Origin of the sequence: Flagellimonas oceanensis (genome assembly GCF_003992595.1) — a bacterium.
In the GTDB taxonomy this organism is placed as follows: Bacteria; Bacteroidota; Bacteroidia; order Flavobacteriales; family Flavobacteriaceae; genus Flagellimonas; species Flagellimonas oceanensis.
Window position 1 is genome coordinate 61,557 of record NZ_RZNA01000018.1, and the last position, 17,799, is coordinate 79,355.

The 17,799-nt window shown below is 43.7% G+C and carries 16 protein-coding genes; 10 read left to right on the plus strand and 6 right to left on the minus strand.

Annotated features, from left to right (window positions below; genetic code table 11):
* The first annotated feature begins 62 nt into the window (after positions 1-62).
* The 3 genes from EO132_RS05585 to EO132_RS05595 all read left to right on the plus strand — a co-directional run bounded on the left by EO132_RS05585 (position 63) and on the right by EO132_RS05595 (position 4,752).
* Positions 63-2,462: a glycoside hydrolase family 31 protein gene (locus EO132_RS05585; protein WP_127136984.1), complete on the plus strand. Its 2,400-nt coding sequence runs from the start codon at positions 63-65 to the stop codon at positions 2,460-2,462.
* 42 nt (positions 2,463-2,504) lie between these two features.
* Entirely contained in the window at positions 2,505-3,314 is an 810-nt protein-coding gene (locus EO132_RS05590; protein WP_127136985.1) for a M48 family metallopeptidase, read from the plus strand.
* Positions 3,315-3,420: 106 nt separating this feature from the next.
* Positions 3,421-4,752 carry an MFS transporter gene (locus tag EO132_RS05595; protein ID WP_127136986.1) on the plus strand — a complete coding sequence of 444 codons (1,332 nt, stop codon included), beginning with the start codon at positions 3,421-3,423 and terminating at the stop codon, positions 4,750-4,752.
* Between the two features lie 66 nt (positions 4,753-4,818).
* Here EO132_RS05595 and EO132_RS05600 read toward each other — a convergent pair whose 3' ends face one another.
* Genes EO132_RS05600 through EO132_RS05615 form a run of 4 tightly spaced genes read right to left on the minus strand, consistent with a single transcriptional unit; the run spans position 4,819 to position 7,775 of the window.
* Complete coding sequence (locus EO132_RS05600; RefSeq protein ID WP_127136987.1) at positions 4,819-5,544, minus strand: head GIN domain-containing protein; 726 nt, start codon at positions 5,542-5,544, stop codon at positions 4,819-4,821.
* A 32-nt stretch (positions 5,545-5,576) separates the two neighbouring features.
* A complete protein-coding gene (locus EO132_RS05605) occupies positions 5,577-6,674 on the minus strand; it encodes a DUF4097 family beta strand repeat-containing protein (protein WP_127137030.1) in 1,098 nt (365 codons plus the stop codon).
* Entirely contained in the window at positions 6,655-7,215 is a 561-nt protein-coding gene (locus tag EO132_RS05610; protein WP_127136988.1) for a hypothetical protein, read from the minus strand. The genes EO132_RS05605 and EO132_RS05610 overlap by 20 nt, the downstream gene beginning before the upstream one ends.
* Before the next feature lie 2 nt (positions 7,216-7,217).
* Complete coding sequence (locus EO132_RS05615) at positions 7,218-7,775, minus strand: RNA polymerase sigma factor (protein WP_127136989.1); 558 nt, start codon at positions 7,773-7,775, stop codon at positions 7,218-7,220.
* A gap of 217 nt (positions 7,776-7,992) precedes the next feature.
* Here EO132_RS05615 and lon point away from each other — a divergent pair, with 217 nt between their 5' ends.
* The gene (gene lon, locus EO132_RS05620) at positions 7,993-10,443 is read left to right on the plus strand and encodes an endopeptidase La (protein ID WP_127136990.1); all 2,451 of its coding nucleotides are present in this window, start codon (positions 7,993-7,995) and stop codon (positions 10,441-10,443) included.
* Positions 10,444-10,492: 49 nt separating this feature from the next.
* On the plus strand, positions 10,493-11,197 hold the full coding sequence (cmk, locus tag EO132_RS05625; protein WP_127136991.1) for a (d)CMP kinase: 705 nt from the start codon (positions 10,493-10,495) through the stop codon (positions 11,195-11,197).
* A 5-nt stretch (positions 11,198-11,202) separates the two neighbouring features.
* On the opposite strand, the gene EO132_RS05630 is transcribed toward cmk, so the two are convergent.
* Both EO132_RS05630 and EO132_RS05635 read right to left on the minus strand, forming a co-directional pair.
* Positions 11,203-12,306, minus strand: a complete 1,104-nt coding sequence (locus EO132_RS05630) for a serine hydrolase domain-containing protein (RefSeq protein WP_127136992.1) — start codon at positions 12,304-12,306, stop codon at positions 11,203-11,205.
* A 185-nt stretch (positions 12,307-12,491) separates the two neighbouring features.
* Positions 12,492-12,872, minus strand: coding sequence for a LysM peptidoglycan-binding domain-containing protein (locus EO132_RS05635; protein WP_127136993.1), 381 nt, complete (start codon positions 12,870-12,872; stop codon positions 12,492-12,494).
* Between the two features lie 260 nt (positions 12,873-13,132).
* Here EO132_RS05635 and rpsA point away from each other — a divergent pair, with 260 nt between their 5' ends.
* The 5 genes from rpsA (at position 13,133) to EO132_RS05660 (ending at position 17,798) form a co-directional block, all read left to right on the plus strand.
* Positions 13,133-14,968 carry a 30S ribosomal protein S1 gene (gene rpsA, locus EO132_RS05640; protein ID WP_127136994.1) on the plus strand — a complete coding sequence of 612 codons (1,836 nt, stop codon included), beginning with the start codon at positions 13,133-13,135 and terminating at the stop codon, positions 14,966-14,968.
* A gap of 116 nt (positions 14,969-15,084) precedes the next feature.
* On the plus strand, positions 15,085-15,621 hold the full coding sequence (gene pyrR, locus EO132_RS05645; protein WP_127136995.1) for a bifunctional pyr operon transcriptional regulator/uracil phosphoribosyltransferase PyrR: 537 nt from the start codon (positions 15,085-15,087) through the stop codon (positions 15,619-15,621).
* A 6-nt stretch (positions 15,622-15,627) separates the two neighbouring features.
* Entirely contained in the window at positions 15,628-16,554 is a 927-nt protein-coding gene (locus EO132_RS05650; protein ID WP_127136996.1) for an aspartate carbamoyltransferase catalytic subunit, read from the plus strand.
* Positions 16,555-16,557: 3 nt separating this feature from the next.
* Positions 16,558-16,890, plus strand: a complete 333-nt coding sequence (locus EO132_RS05655; protein ID WP_127136997.1) for a ribonuclease Z — start codon at positions 16,558-16,560, stop codon at positions 16,888-16,890.
* The gene (locus tag EO132_RS05660; RefSeq protein ID WP_127136998.1) at positions 16,887-17,798 is read left to right on the plus strand and encodes a ribonuclease Z; all 912 of its coding nucleotides are present in this window, start codon (positions 16,887-16,889) and stop codon (positions 17,796-17,798) included. The genes EO132_RS05655 and EO132_RS05660 overlap by 4 nt, the downstream gene beginning before the upstream one ends.
* Position 17,799 lies beyond the last annotated feature (1 nt).

Here is a 17,799-nt window from a genome sequence, read left to right on the forward strand (position 1 = left end):
CACAACATATTTTTAATTATTCAGGCTTTTGTGTTTTTTTTGTGAGCCTCAACTGATTACAGATGATAACCAATACAGAGATTGCAACAAGAGGGAATCAGTTCCCCAATCATATCGTTGACTTCAAACAGGAAAACGACAAAATATATTTTACCACTCAAAATGGAGTGATTCTACAGGTAACCATTCTAAGGGATAGTGTGGTGCGTTTCAGGTACGCTACGGAGTATGTGTTCGAGCCTGATTTCTCATACGCGATCAGCGAAGACGTGAACCTTGGTTACAATGAGCTTACCGTGGAAGATGAGATACCGGAATATGTGATCACTACTTCCAAAATCAAGGTGTACATCAATAAGACCAACCTGAAGGTACAAATCGTTGATTTGGACGGAGTGGTTCTTATGGAAGATGAACTTGGTTTCCACTGGGACGAGAACTTCGATTATGGGGGGAATGTAGTGAAGATGAGCAAGGTCTGCCATTCCGGGGAAAGCTACTACGGTATGGGGGATAAAGCCTCGCATACCAACCTTAAGGGAAAAAGGATCAACAATTGGGTAACGGATTCCTATGCCTATGGCAAAGATCAAGAACCCTTGTACAAATCCATTCCCTTTTATATCGGGTTGAAGGATAGTATTGCCTATGGTATATTCTTCGATAACTCTTTCAGTACCTATTTTGATTTCGCCGGTGAGAAGCGAAATGTTACCAGTTTTTGGGCCGATGGAGGCGAAATGAACTATTACTTCTTCTATGGCCCCCAAATGCAAGAGGTCGTGGAATCTTATACCGATCTAACCGGGGTTCCCGAGCTTCCGCCACTTTGGGCACTTGGTTTCCATCAATCCAAATGGAGTTATTTCCCAGAACAAAAGGTAAGGGACATCGCTTCAAATTTCAGGAAGTTGAACATACCCTGCGATGCGATTTATCTGGATATTGACTATATGGAAGGATTCCGATGCTTCACTTGGAACAACCAATACTTTCCCAATCCCAAAAAAATGATAGAGGAATTGGAGGAGGATGGTTTTAAGACCATTACCATGATCGATCCGGGGATTAAGATAGACCGTGATTATTGGGTGTACCAACAGGCCATGGACAATGGGTTTTTCTGCAGAAGGGCCGATGGCCCCCATTTTAAAGGCAAAGTATGGCCAGGTGAATGTAAATTCCCGGATTTCACGAATCCTGAAGTTCGTGAGTGGTGGGCAGACCTTTATAAAGAAATGATCGCCGGTATGGGCGTTAGCGGGGTTTGGAACGATATGAACGAGCCCGCCATTATGGAAGTGCCCACAAAGACCGCCAATTTGGACGTGCGACACGATTACGACGGACACCCCTGTAGCCACAGGAAGGCACACAATATCTATGGAATGCAAATGGTTCGTGCCACCTACGAGGGGGTTAAAAAGTTCATGTTCCCTCGCAGGCCTTTTGTGCTTACCAGGGCGGCATATTCTGGAACGCAGCGTTATTGTGCCACTTGGACCGGTGATAACGTAGCGACTTGGGAACATTTATGGATTGCGAATGTGCAGATGCAGCGCATGTGCTTGAGTGGTTATTCCTTTGTTGGGTCTGATATCGGTGGATTTGCAGAGCAACCCAATGGGGAACTCTTTGCCCGTTGGATGCAATTGGCCGTTTTCCATCCCTTTTGCAGGGTACATTCCAGTGGGGACCATGGCGATCAGGAGCCTTGGTCGTTCGGGGACGAGATCACGGATATCGTTCGGGAGTTCATCGAGTTGAGGTACCAATTGCTGCCTTATCTCTATACGATGTTCTACAACTACATCAAGGAAGGCTTTCCAATGCTTCAATCTCTGGTGTTTTACGATCAAGAGGACCATCAGACCCATTTCCGTACAGATGAGTTTATTTTTGGGAAGCAGATGCTGGTCTGTCCCGTCCAAGAGCCAAATGCCCAAGGAAGAAGGATGTATTTTCCCAAAGGGAACTGGTACAATTACTGGACCGATGAATTGAATTCAGGAGGTGTTGAGCGTTGGGTGTCGGCAGAAATCCATCGAGTTCCGCTCTTTGTGAAGGAAGGGGCCATGATACCCAAATATCCCGTGCAGCAGTATGTAGGGGAAAAGGAAATCGAAAAGCTCCTGATAGATGTGTATTTTAAAGAAGGCACCGAGAATTCCGAAGTGTATGAAGATCATCAAGAAGGCTACGATTATAAAAAGGGACGATACAGTTTGAGGCGCTTTAAATTGACGGGCAAGGAAAACGAATTGATCATTCAACAGTTCAAGGATGGAAATTTCATCACGACTTATGATAATTTTAAATTGAAGTTGCATGGGTTGCCATTTAAGATAGAAACCGTTGAGTTGGACAATGAGGAAGTCAATCTGAACGATATCAAACTCAATGGAAACAATACCATCGAAGTCCCTAAGGATTTCACGGAACTCCATATTTTTGGAAAATAAAATTTTGTAATTTACAGAAAGATAAAAAACACTGTTTACCATATGAAAAAGATTATTATTACCATACTCGTGCTTGTATTGGCGGTTGCTTGCAAGACCAACCCATTTACAGGGAAGAGCACCCTTAATTTTTATCCCAACAGCCAAATGTTTCCCATGGCATTCTCCCAATACGACCAGTTTTTGGAGGAAAACAAAGTGGTAAAAGGAACCTCTGAGGCTCAAATGATCACGAAGGTAGGGCAGCGGATAGCCACGGCAGCGGAACGCTGGTTGGATGCGAACGGCCATCCAGGGTATCTAAAGGATTACCAATGGGAATACAATCTGGTGGATGATGAAACCGTGAATGCTTGGTGTATGCCAGGGGGTAAAATCGTATTTTACACAGGAATTCTACCTATCGCCCAGGACGAGACGGGTATAGCCGTGGTCATGGGCCATGAAGTGGCGCACGCCCTAGCGGACCATGGTGCCCAGCGTATGAGCGCAAGCACTTTGCAGCAGATTGGAGCCGTGGCCGGAAATGTGGCCATAAAGGATGACCAGACCAGGGGATTGTTCAACCAAGCCTATGGTGTGGGCTCCCAAATAGGGGTGATGCTTCCCTTTAGTAGAAACCATGAAACCGAAGCGGACAGAATTGGATTGCAGATCATGGCCATAGCAGGATATGATCCGAGCGAAGCTGCTGAACTATGGAAACGTATGAAGGCAAACTCAGGAGGGCAGGCGCCACCTGAATTTTTAAGTACACACCCGTCCAACGATACAAGAATCAACAATTTGACGGCATGGGCCCCGGCTGCAAAACAAGAGGCACGTAAATTTGGGGTTACCTCTTTCAAATAGATCAATAAAACAATCAATGCATGTCACTTCGAGCCAAATGAGAAATCCAACCGATTAAAAGGGTTTTTCAAAAGGTTTCGAAGTGATATTTTTTTAAACGAACACTATGGTACAGACACTGGCCCTGAAAGGGAGCAAAAAACTGTTGAATGCATGGGCATTTTACGATTGGGCCAATTCAGTGTACAGCCTGGTCATATCCTCCGCGATTTTCCCTCTTTTTTACGGATTGCTGTTCAGGACGGCGGGCATTGAACAGGTCACGATTTTTGGTGGGGAAATTGCCCGGGCTCCTTTGATCAGTTATGTGACCTCTTTGGCGTTTGTTTTCATAGCCATAATAACACCGCTTATATCTGGGGTGGCGGATTATTTGGGGAACAAAAAAGTTTTCCTCAAGTTCTTCTGCTATTTGGGCGCCGCATCCTGCATCGGTCTGTATTGGTTCTCTTTGGAACATATTTATTTTGGACTTGCCTGTTATTTCTTTGGACTTGTAGGGTTTTGGGTCAGTTTTGCCATCAACAACTCCTATTTGCCAGATATCGCCTACCCAGAGCAGCAGGACGGTATAAGTGCCAAAGGATTTTCATTAGGGTATATCGGTAGTGTGATTTTATTGGTTTTCAATCTTTTTATGGTCATGGAGCCCGATTTCTTTGGAATAACCGATAGTGGGGGAGAAGTTGCAGAGATCAAGGCCATGAAGTATTCCTTTATCTCAGTAGGGATTTGGTGGGCCCTCTTCAGTCAGTATACCTTTAAACATTTACCCAAAGGGTACAAGCGGCAAGGAAAACGTCACCACATCATCCTAAATGGTTTCAGGGAATTGAGGTTGGTTTGGCATCAGCTGGGAGAGAATAGAAGGTTAAAGCGCTATTTGGGTGCTTTTTTTACCTACAGTATGGCCGTACAGACCATCATGTTGATCGCAACCTATTTTGGCGAGGAAGAAATTGTCTGGGGTTCCGATGATGAACGCACCATGGGATTGATCGTGAGTATTCTGCTGATTCAGATTGTGGCCATTTTAGGGGCAACGGTCACGGCCTGGGCCTCCAAAGCATTTGGTAATATAAGAACATTGGTCGTGATCAATGTCATTTGGGGGGTATTGTGCGTTTACGCCTACTTTCTGCAGACCCCTATGGACTTTTACATTGCCGCGGGATTCGTGGGGATTGTCATGGGGGGCATTCAGGCGTTATCACGTTCCACCTATTCCAAATTTTTGCCCGAGACCACGGATACCACTTCGTTTTTCAGTTTTTATGATGTCGCCGAAAAGATAGGCATCATCATAGGGACCTTTATGTACGGAATCATCTCCCAACTTACGGGAAGCATGCGCAATAGTACCATCTTTTTGGGACTGTTTTTTTTGATAGGCATTTGCTTGCTACTTCGCGTGAACAAAGTGAAAACATCCGGTTAACACATAAAAAAGCCCTGAGAATTTCAGGGCTTTTTCAGTCTTTGATTGATGATAAACTCAGTAATGTTATCCTTTGGTAATATCTCCAGAACCTGAAGATTTGGAATTGATTTTTTTAGGGTTGCCACGATAATGGATATCGCCGGAACCTGATACTCTCGCTTCGATGGACTGATTTGCGGTAACCTTGATATCCGCAGAACCGGAAACCGTTGCCTTTACAAAGTCCGCTTCAAGGTCATAGGCTTTAACATCGCCGGAACCGGAAACCGAAACCGTAAAGTCGGTAGCTCTGCCCGATAGGTTGATGTCGCCAGAACCGGATAACGAGGCATCCAATTCATCGGCCTCGATGGTCAGCGTTACATCTCCCGAACCTGACATGGCAGTGCTAAAGCGGTCAGCTCTTATGGTGGTTTTCCCCACAAGGTCGCCGGAACCGGAAAGACTTGCTCCATTGATGGATTCCACGGGCACGGTCACATGGATGCCATTTTTCCAGTTGGAAGGTCTAAGGTTCATGCCTTTTTCGACCTTGATGACCAGTTTACCGTTTTTTACTTCCGTTTTAATGTGCTCCAGCAAATTGGACTCTCCTTTTAGGGTAATTTCCCCTTCGGTACCGGATACAAGTTCCACATCGAACCACCCGGCCATGGCAACTTCGTCGTAGTCGCCTACGGAACGTTCAATGGTAACAACGTCGCCATTGCCTTTTACTTTTCTGCCCCATTGCGCGCAAGAAATGGTGATCATTCCCATTGCGAGGGTAAGCGTGATGAATTTTTTCATGATCTTGTGTTTAAATTGTTTTTGATTTGATGTTAATTCTGATAAAATGATATGCCCCCGTAGTCACTGGTAATGCTCACCCTGTTTCCAGAGTTTGCTTTTCCGTAGTAACCACTATAGTATTTTTCGGTTGATTTCTCCTTGCTGATATTGATTGCAAAATCATCTTTGCCACTTACCCCGGCATATTCGGTGGAAATCTCAAAGTCAAAATGGTAACCGGGATCGTAACCTATTTTGATTCCCGTATAATCCGTGCGAATCTCCACATTTCCGGCATCTGGCGCCAAACGGTCTATTTTTATGGAACCATAGTCGCTGGTAATGGCCACATTGCCATGTACATTGCCAAGCTTCACACCGATATAGTCTCCATTGCCATCTACGTTCTTTACGTTTTTCACATCAATGGAACCATAATCACTCGAATATTGAAGATTTTCCATTTCTTCCACTGTGGCATTGGTGTAGTCTGCCCTAATGTCTAGATTACCTGCTTTCTCAATGGTAAAGCCAGAGTAATCGGCAACGATTTCCGCACTGTTAATATAGTCAAAGGTGGACCTTGAGGTATAGTCAAACCGAAGCTCATTGTTGCGTCCGCGCAGTTCGCCTATTTCCAATTTACCGTAATCGCAGCTAATTTTGGCATGGCCGTCAACACGGTCCAGGATAATGCTTCCGTAGTCGTTGCTCAGGTTAACACTGTTCTTCACGGGCAATTTAATCGTATAATTTACCTGAACGCTTACTTTTTTGCGTTTTCCCCAGCTCCATCCCCAGCTGTTGCTGCGGTTTCCAAAATCCGTTCTGGCGGATACCATGCTGGAACTGTTCTCAAAATCAACATTGATTTCGTTCAATCGCTCCTTCACACGGTCTTCATCGTTGCCATTGGTTTTTACATGAACCTCTATCACCACGCGGTTTTCGTTCCAAGAAGTTATGTTCAGGTTCCCGTAGCTGTTATCGACTTTCAATAGGGCATCCGAGTTCACGTTGAACTCTTTTTTTATGGTTTTTTCCTTGGTATACCTGCCGTTCAGCTTGTCGCCGTCCACATGGGCGCTCGCAACAAGGGGAATCAAAGCCAAGGCGAAAAAGATGTATTTAAATGGTAAAGCTTTCATCATTCTGTGATTTTAAATTCTTAATGTTTTCTATTTGGCTCAAAACTTCTTTCAAAAGGTCGATTCGTGTTTGGAAATTGGTGATCATCGCACTCAAGATGATCTTGCTGTCTCCACCATTTACCAAATCTTGCTCAAGGGTTTGGTAATCTTTGTCCAACCGTTGTAGTTGTGTCAAGGTGTCATCCACCAATTGAGCGGTCTCAGGTGTTTTCTCTTCCTTGAGTACTTCTACCTGTTGCTCAATAAGGTTGGCGAAATAGAACTCGGTTTGGGAAACTTCCGGAGCTATTTTCACTACCTGTTGTTTAATGTTGGGCTGAGGTCCAAAGGCCTGATATCCCAAAATCGCCACCAAGGCTATGGATGCTGCAATGGACAAAGGTTTCCACCAAGAGGTTTTCTTTTTGTTCAGGGCAATGGTGCCCTGGCCTTGGTTCAATTTTTCCAAAAACCGTTCCTGGTGTCCGTTTTGTGGCTCCGCTACATCGAACTCCCCCTGGAGTCTCTCAAACAAACTATCTAAACTATCCTTGCTCATAACTAAACATTTACGGTCAACTTTTTTCTCAGGCTTTGTTTGGCCCTCGAAATCATGGTTCTACAATTAGCATAGCTAATGTTCATTATTTCACTTATTTCTTCGTAATCGTACCCTTCTATTAAATGTAAGGTCAAAGAAACTCTGTAATTGTCTTTCAAACTTTTCATGGTTTCCATCACTTTTTGAGCCTTCAGTTCTGAGTAACCATTTTGATCTGAAGCAACTCCATCATTATCTTCGACCTTGTACATTACATCATCCAAATCAGTAGCACGTTTTTTCTGCTGCTTTTTGTAATGATAGATACTGTTATTGATCACAATCCGCTTTAACCATGCTCCAAAGGCGACGTCTCCTTTAAAGGTGTGCAGTTTGGTAAATGCGCTCAGGAAGGATTCCTGCATCACATCCTCGGCCTCGGCAGTGTGTTTTACAATCCTAAAAGCGGTGTTGTACATTGCTTTGTAATACCGGTTGTAAATCTCTAGCTGCGCACTTTGTTTGCCCTGCATGCACGATTTGAGCAGTGTGTCAATATGTTCATTTTGTTGGCTCAAAAAATGAATGGTTTGTCTTATAGATTACCCAATTTACCATTTGTTACACTTTTTTCTTAAAATTTGATTTTTAATGGCACAGGAATTGCCAATTAATGGATGATAATAAGTCTTCAATTCGCTGTAAACACTGATTTTGAGGGTTTTTCGAAGGCTTGAATGTTGAATAAAAATATTGGTCCTTGGTCGATTCTGACAAAATGACCGAAAAGATGATATGGGAGAGATGAAAATTACCAAATTTGACAATATAGATCTACAGGGGCTTGATGAAGATGCGGAATTGATTCCGTTGTTGACCCCAGAGGACGAGGAACAGATGAACAGGGAGAGTTTGCCGGAAACCTTGCCGGTACTTCCCCTTCGCAATACGGTCTTGTTCCCTGGCGTAGTAATTCCGATTACTGCAGGGCGGGACAAATCCATTAACTTGATCAAGGATGCCAATAATGGTTCCAAGACCATTGGTGTGGTTTCCCAAAAGGATGAAAGTGTTGAAAATCCGGGACCAGAGGACATCAATACCATGGGAACCGTGGCACGTATTTTACGGGTGCTTCAAATGCCCGATGGGAACACTACCGTTATCATTCAAGGGAAGAAGCGGTTCAATATAGATGCCGTGCTTACCGAGAAGCCCTACATGACCGCCAAGGTCAGCGAAGCCAAGGAAGAGCGGCCAGATGAGAAGAGCAGTGAGTTTGAGGCCATCATCGATTCCATTAAGGAATTGGCCTTCAAGATCATCAAAGACAACCCGAACATTCCGAGCGAGGCCACTTTTGCCATCAAGAATATCCAGAGCAATTCGTTCCTGATCAATTTTGTATCGTCCAACCTAAATTTGGGGGTAAACGAAAAGCAACAACTTTTGGAAATGCCAAATCTTCAGGAAAGGGCTCTGGCCACCTTGAAGTACATGAACCAAGAGCTTCAAAAGTTGGAATTGCGCAACGATATACAGAGCAAGGTCCGTAGTGATATGGACCAACAGCAGCGTGAATATTTCCTACACCAACAAATGAAGACCATCCAAGAGGAACTGGGTGGACTGTCTTACGAGGAAGAGGTGGATGAAATGGCGGAAAAGGCCAAAAAGAAAAAGTGGAGCAAAAAAGTGCAGGAGCATTTCGAGAAGGAACTCTCCAAAATGCAGCGCATGAACCCACAAGTGGCCGAGTATTCCATCCAAAGAAATTATTTGGACCTGTTGTTGGATTTGCCATGGAATGAGTATTCCCAGGACAAATTCGATTTGAAACGAGCTCAAAAGATTTTGGATCGTGATCATTACGGACTGGAAGATGTAAAGCGCCGAATCATTGAATACTTGGCGGTCTTGAAATTGCGAAATGATATGAAATCGCCCATCCTATGTTTGTATGGACCTCCCGGTGTGGGTAAAACCTCCTTGGGGAAATCCGTGGCAGAGGCCTTGGGCAGGGAATATGTACGTATGTCCTTGGGAGGGCTTCGCGATGAGGCGGAAATCCGCGGACACCGAAAAACATATATTGGTGCCATGCCCGGTAGGATCATCCAGAGCTTGAAAAAGGCAGGGACCTCTAACCCGGTATTTATATTGGATGAGATCGATAAACTGGCCAGCAGCCATCAAGGAGATCCATCTTCGGCCATGTTGGAGGTGTTGGATCCTGAGCAGAACAGTGAGTTCCATGACAACTTTTTGGAGATGGGCTATGACCTATCCAAGGTCATGTTCATTGCCACTGCAAATAATTTATCCACCATACAGCCTGCTTTGCGAGACCGTATGGAAATCATCAATGTAACCGGCTACACCATCGAGGAGAAGGTAGAAATAGCCAAGCGTCACTTGTTGCCCAAACAGCTCGGGGAACACGGATTGGCCAAAAAGGATTTGAAAATCGGTAAACGCCAATTGGAAAAAATCGTTGAGGGATACACCCGTGAATCCGGAGTACGAAGTTTGGAAAAACAGATTGCCAAGGTGGTGCGCTACGCGGCCAAATCCATTGCGATGGAAGAGGAGTACAATGTAACCTTGACCAACGAGAATATTGAGGAGATTTTAGGCCCGGCTCGATTGGAGCGGGACAAATACGAAAACAACGATGTGGCCGGTGTGGTCACAGGCTTGGCCTGGACCAGTGTAGGCGGGGATATTTTGTTCATTGAATCCATTCTTTCCAAAGGAAAGGGAACCATGAACATTACCGGTAACCTTGGAAAGGTCATGAAGGAGTCGGCCACAATTGCCATGGAGTACATTAAATCCCATGCAGATGAATATGGCATCGATTCCAGCGTATTTGACAAGTACAATGTTCATATTCACGTGCCTGAAGGTGCAACGCCAAAAGACGGTCCAAGTGCAGGTATTACCATGCTGACCTCGTTGATATCACTCTTCACTCAGCGTAAAGTGAAAAAGAGCTTGGCCATGACGGGCGAGATTACCCTTCGTGGCAAAGTATTGCCCGTAGGTGGAATCAAGGAAAAAATCTTGGCGGCAAAAAGGGCACGCATCAAGGAAATCATCCTTTGTGCAGACAACAAAAAGGACATCGAGGAAATCAAGGCCGAATACCTTAAAGGGCTTACCTTCCATTATGTGACGGATATGAGCGAGGTAATCGATTTGGCCATTACCAAGCAAAAGGTAAAGAATGCAAAGTCACTTTAAATGATTCAGGTCATAACGGTGTAATACCTTTTCTGCCTATTTTTGGTGTATGGGAAAAATAACGATTGCAATTGACGGATATTCCTCTACGGGAAAAAGCACCATCGCCAAACGATTGGCTTCAACCTTGAATTATATTTATGTGGATACGGGTGCCATGTACCGTGCCGTAACCCTTTTTGCCCTGCAAGAAGGTGTCATTGATGAAAAAGGGGAATTGGACGAAGATGCGTTGGTAGAAAAGCTGTCCAAAATTCATCTCAAATTTGTACCCAACAAGGAAACTGGGCGTTCCGATATGTTTTTGAACGATGAAAACGTGGAACAAGAGATTCGGACCATGCGGGTTTCCGGTTATGTAAGCCGGGTGGCAGCAATCAAAGAAGTTCGTGAAAAGCTCGTCAAGATTCAGCAAGAAATGGGTAAGGACAAAGGTATTGTCATGGACGGCCGTGATATTGGCACCGTTGTTTTTCCAGATGCAGAGCTAAAACTGTTTATGACCGCTTCTCCCGAAACCCGAGCGACTCGACGCTACAAGGAATTATTGGATAAAGGGGAGGATGTTGCCTATGCCGAAGTGCTGCGTAATGTGGAGGAACGTGATCGTATCGATTCAACACGGACAATTTCGCCCTTGACCAAAGCCAAAGATGCCATTGAGTTTGACAACAGCGATATGGGATTGGAAGAACAGTTCGAACGTATTCATGATTTCTCACAAAGGGTGATTTCGAAGGTGAATAATGAATAGTATAGTTACAGAGTTTCCATAAGCCCAAAACAAAGTTGGTCAATATGTATCATGGGGTCGCCAAGTGCGGAAACGTTGGATAGTACAATGACCCCATTCTGGTTTTCTGTATTCATTACCAAGCAGGAGGTGTAACCACCTGTTCCACCATTGTGCCAAATCCAATTTTCGCCAGATGACCCTTTTCGCATGTGCCATCCCAAACCTATACTGGAAGTATCGCTCATAGTATGCGTCACGGTTCTGGTCAATGCCAAAGTTTTATTATCCTCCTGAAATTGCGCGATAACAAATTTGGATAGATCTTCTGCGGTGGAAATAATATCCCCTGCACCAGATAGCGAGGCCAAGTTCCAATTTTTCACAGGTCTTCCTTCAGAACTTTGTCCTTGGACTAAAAAAGTGGATACCTTGTCGCTCCCAATAGTGCTGTTGGACATATGGTACCTTGAAAAGATGTTTTCTTGAAACAATTGGAGTAAAGGTTTGTTGCCAATTTTTGATAAGGTATGGCCTAATAGTCCAGCTCCAACATTGGAATACTCGTATGCGCCATCTTCATCAAAAGACAATTCCATTTCATTGGCCAAATAGTATTCCAATTCGTCTACATCATAACTGGAAAATGGATCTTGGTTGGAGATATCGAAGACCAGGTTTGATGGCATCCTTGCAAGACCTGAGGTGTGGTTGGCCAATGTTTTAAAGGTAACTTCTTGCCCTTCATTAAACTCAAAATTGTAATATGGATTGATGGGGTTGTCCAGTTGTACTTTGTTTTCCAAAACAAAATCGGCAAGTAGCGTGGAAGTGAACACTTTTGTGATCGAGCCGATTTCGAAAGCATTTTGATGGTTTTGAATGGTAAAAATGGAATCGTTCCTTTTTTCTGCGCCGTAATACATCACATTGCCATTTTCTATAAAGGCGAATGCAAGTTGGGTATTGTTAGGGAACACCTTGGAATGATTAAAGATCAGTTCGGATTGGGCCTGTGTGATACTTTCTTTACCAACGGTTTGATTGTTGACCGTTTTATTGTTTTGCGAATTTCCACAGCCAAAAAACAAGAAAAGAATGAACGAAAGTAGTAAAATGGAGTTTTTCATGGTTTTTTCAGGTAAAGACCCGTGCTATTTTATGATTTTTGGAAAGTTTGATGATTCATTGGTTCGTTTGAAATATTGGTTCCTTACATTTTTGGACGATGGTTTTCAAAAAACAAAAAACGCCCGATCGGGCGTTTTTTATTCTATCAGTTGTATGTTCTCGACTACGCTCGAACTGACGACTGTTACAAATTCGGAATTACCAACACCTGATCAGGGTGAATCACGTTCGGATCCTTCAGGATATTGGTGTTCGCATCAAAAATCTTGGTGTACTTCATTGGGTCGCCGTAGTAATGCTTCGCGATCTTGCTCAACGATTCCCCACTCTTTACCGTATGTCTATGGTACACGGAATCATCTTCCACGGTAATGTTCGCTTTGATATCGGATGGTTTTTCCCCTCCGATCTCTTTGATTTTGTCCCAAAGGAGATTCTTTTCGTATTGGGTCTTGGTCATTCCCTTTATCTTTAAAACGTCGCCTTCAACGTTGACATCGCCGTTTTTCACTTCCAATTCCTCACCTAAGTCTAATACAGGTTGGTATTTTGCCTTTACACTCATAATACTATTATTTTACAGTTAACAATTAGAAGTTTCAAGATAGGCAATCTGCCCATAATTTGCCATTAAATAATTGTAATACTTTTTTTGCGTAAACCTTGTGTGTAGGCTTTGTATATCAATAATTTAATTGTATTTTTGCACCCCTTTTGGCAAGGAGGCAAGAGAAAAAGGGAATTTAGAAAATCAATTTAAAACCACTTCCGCGGTAATTGTTCAGCTCTTGTAAAACGTGGAATACAAATTTTAATCAGCAAAGCATGGCTGAAGAAAAACAAAACGTTGAGGTAGAAGAAACTGCCGCAGCACCAGTAGTAAAAGAAGCAAAACAGCCCGAACAAGACCCTCAGGAATTTCTTGAAAACTTTGATTGGGACAAGTACGAAGAAGGAATTGAGCGCGTTGACGACAACAAGCTCAAGGAATTCGAAACACTTGTAGAGGAAAACTTTGTGGACACTGCCGATGAGGAAGTAGTGGAAGGAGAAGTTGTTCACATGACAGACCGTGAGGCTATCATTGACATCAATGCCAAGTCCGAAGGTGTGATTTCCTTGAATGAGTTCCGTTACAATCCCGACCTAAAAGTTGGCGATAAGGTAGAGGTACTTATAGATATCCGTGAAGACAAGACCGGTCAGTTGGTATTGTCTCACAGAAAAGCAAGAACCATCAAGGCGTGGGAGCGTGTCAACAACGCACACGATAAAGAAGAAATCGTTACTGGATTCGTTAAATGTCGTACCAAAGGTGGTATGATCGTGGACGTATTCGGAATCGAGGCGTTCTTGCCAGGTTCTCAAATCGATGTGAAGCCTATCCGTGATTACGATCAGTATGTAGGTAAGACCATGGAGTTCAAAGTAGTGAAGATCAACCACGAGTTCAAGAACGTAGTGGTATCGCACAAAGCTTTGATCGAAGCGGACATCGAAGAACAGAAAAAAGAGATCATTGGCCAATTGGAAAAAGGTCAAGTATTGGAAGGTATCGTGAAGAACATTACATCTTACGGGGTATTTATCGACCTTGGAGGTGTGGATGGATTGGTTCACATTACCGACCTTTCTTGGAGCAGAATCAACCACCCGAACGAGGTTGTGGAGCTAGACCAGAAATTGAACGTGGTTATCTTGGACTTCGATGATAACAAGTCTAGAATCCAGTTGGGTCTTAAGCAATTGGAGAAACACCCATGGGATGCCCTTGGTGATGAGATCAAAGTAGGTGACAAAGTAAAAGGTAAGGTAGTTGTGATCGCTGATTACGGTGCATTTATCGAAGTTGCCGAAGGTGTTGAAGGTTTGATCCACGTTTCAGAAATGTCATGGTCTACGCACCTAAGGTCTGCACAGGACTTTGTTAACGTAGGTGACGAAGTTGAAGCCGTTGTATTGACCTTGGATAGAGAAGATCGTAAAATGTCGTTGGGTATCAAGCAATTGACTCCTGACCCATGGACCGATATCACATCCAAATATCCTGTTGGATCAAGACATAAAGGAATCGTTAGAAACTTTACCAACTTTGGTGTATTCGTAGAGTTGGAAGAAGGAATCGACGGTTTGATCTACATTTCCGACCTTTCTTGGACCAAGAAAATCAAACACCCATCCGAGTTTGTTACCGTAGGTGACACTTTGGAAGTGGAAGTATTGGAATTGGACGTAGAAGGACGTAAATTGAGCCTTGGTCACAAACAGACCACAGAGAACCCTTGGGACAAGTACTCCGAGGAGTTTGCTGAAGGTACAATCCACAAAGCTGCCATTGCAGAGGTTGTTGACAAAGGAGCTACTATCAACTTCAATGAGGATATCGTTGGATTTGTTCCACAACGTCACATGGAAAAAGAAGACGGCAAGAAACTTGTAAAAGGTGAAGAGGCCGAATTCAAGATCATCGAGTTCAATAAGGATTTCAAAAGAGTTGTGGCTAGCCACACTGCCATCTTTAGAGAGCAAGAAGATAGAAATGTGAAGGCTGCTGCCAAGAAAAGAGCTGCATCCAAAGATGAAGCTGCTCCGACCCTTGGGGATGCCAACTCAGCATTACAAGCATTGAAAGACAAAATGGAAGCCGATAAGAAAAAGTAATCGGACTTTTCAATGATACGAAGCCCCGCTGGAAACAGTCGGGGCTTTTTTTATGTCACGAACATTTTAAAGAATTGCTTACTTTTGTATTCAACCGAGTTGGACGCACACAGCATATGAGTCAAAAAGTTCTGCTTACTTCAAAGGAAATCAACATCATACTGCACCGGTTGGCCTGTCAGCTAATGGAAAATCATTTGGATTTCAAGGATACCGCACTAGTTGGTATTCAGCCCAGAGGCATTTTTTTGGCAGAACGATTGGTAAAGATTCTCAAAAAGGAATACAAGATCAAACATATTGACCTTGGTTCCTTGGACATCACATTTTTTAGGGACGATTTTGGACGGGGAGAAATCCTCAAGGCCAATTCCACACAAATGAATTTTTTGGTGGAGGACAAAAAAGTAGTGTTCATTGATGATGTGCTTTACACCGGAAGAAGTATCCGAGCGGCCCTGACCGCCATCCAATCCTTTGGAAGACCGAGCAATATAGAACTCTTGACCTTGATCGATAGACGTTTTAGTCGACATTTACCCATACAGCCTACCTACCGTGGTAGACAGGTGGATGCCATAAACGAGGAAAAGGTCAAGGTGATGTGGGAAGAAAACGAAGGGGAAGATAAAGTATATTTAGTAAGCAAATAAAAGATAATGAGCGAGTTAAGTGTAAATCACTTGTTGGGGATAAAGTATCTGAACAAAAAGGATATATCGCTCATTTTTGAAACGGCCGATCATTTCAAGGAAGTGATCAACCGTTCCATAAAAAAAGTGCCCACCCTTAGGGACATAACCATAGCCAATATCTTTTTTGAGAACAGTACCCGAACAAAACTATCTTTTGAGCTGGCGGAAAAACGACTTTCCGCCGATGTGGTGAACTTCTCGGCAGGGCAATCCTCCGTGAAGAAAGGGGAAACGCTTATCGATACAGTGAACAACATCCTGTCCATGAAAGTGGATATGGTGGTCATGCGACATCCTAACCCTGGAGCTGGTATTTTCTTGTCACAACATGTAAAGGCATCCATTGTAAATGCAGGGGATGGTGCACATGAGCACCCAACACAGGCCCTTTTGGACTCCTTTTCCATCCGTGAAAAATTGGGGGATGTTGGCGGAAAGAACGTGGTGATCGTAGGGGATATTCTGCACTCACGAGTGGCACTATCCAATATCTTCGCCCTAAAACTACAAGGGGCCAATGTTAAGGTCTGTGGTCCAAAAACCCTAATTCCCAAACATATTGAATCCTTGGGGGTGGGAGTGGAAACGAACCTCAGGAAAGCCTTGGAATGGTGCGATGTGGCCAATATGCTCCGTGTTCAGAACGAGCGGATGGATATCAGTTATTTTCCTTCCACACGAGAGTACACACAACAATTTGGTGTAAACAAGGAACTTTTGAACAGTCTGGACAAGCAGATAGTGATCATGCACCCGGGACCCATCAACCGGGGTGTGGAAATTACCAGCGATGTGGCCGATTCTGACCAGTCCATTATTTTGCATCAGGTAGAAAACGGTGTGGCCGTACGTATGGCCGTACTGTACCTATTGGCATCAAAAATTAAGTAAGAAATGATTTTCGACAAAGACGGAACAACGACCATAGTTTTCCAAGAGAACACGACCCTGTCCGGTTTTTTGGAGAACCTCAATAAGGCGTATCCAAAACTCAAGCATGACAATATTGTCATCAACCTTTTTTCTTTTGATCAACTGGGGATAGATGACATTTTGGAATTTCTGGATCTTTCCAATACCCATAAAACAGCAGGGCAATCCTTTGTTTTAGTGACCGATAAGTTGAGCTATGACGAAGTTCCTGATGAGATAAGTGTTGTGCCTACTATTCAAGAAGCCAAAGATCTTATCGAAATGGAGGAAATAGAACGCGACCTTGGAATATGAAATTGACCGTACTAGGTTGCTATGCCGCTACACCACGAACATTTACCAACCCTACTTCGCAGGTACTTGAAATCAAGAACCATCTTTTTTTGATTGATTGTGGTGAAGGGACCCAGGTGCAGCTTAGAAAATATAAGGTCAAGTTTTCCAGAATCAACCACATTTTTATATCACATCTGCATGGAGACCACTTTTTTGGTCTACCGGGGTTGATATCGACCTTTAGGTTGTTGGGCAGGGACAAGGAACTGCATATTTATGGCCCAAAGGGCATCAAACAAGCGATTACTTTATTCTTGAAGTTAGGGGATTCATGGACCAATTATCCGTTGATATTCCACGAATTGGAATCCAAGGAATCCGAACTTGTTTTTGAAGATGACAAGGTGACCGTACGAACGGTACCCTTGATTCATAGGGTGTACACCAATGGATATTTTTTTGAGGAAAAGGAAGCTCCCAGAACGTTGGATATAGCCGCCGCAAGAAAATTCGGTGTGGACAAGAGCCAGTTCAACAATATAAAGAAAGGCGTGGATGGAGTGGATCGATCAGGAACGGTAATTCCAAACAAAAAGCTTACGCTGGATCCTCCCGAACCCAAAAGCTATGCTTTTTGCAGCGATACCATCTACAACGAAGCCGTTTTACCCATCATAAGGAATGTTACCGTGCTGTACCACGAATCCACTTTTTTGGATTCCGAAGAGCATCTTTGTGAAAAAACAAAGCACTCCACTTCCAAACAAGCCGCACAAATCGCCAAAAAGGCCAATGCAAGCCTACTGATTTTGGGACATTATTCCACACGCTACAAATCCATAGAGCTTTTTAAAAAAGAAGCTGAGGAAGTTTTTCCAGTAGTGGAATTGGCCGATGATGGCAAGGTGTTCGATTTTGGAAGCTGAA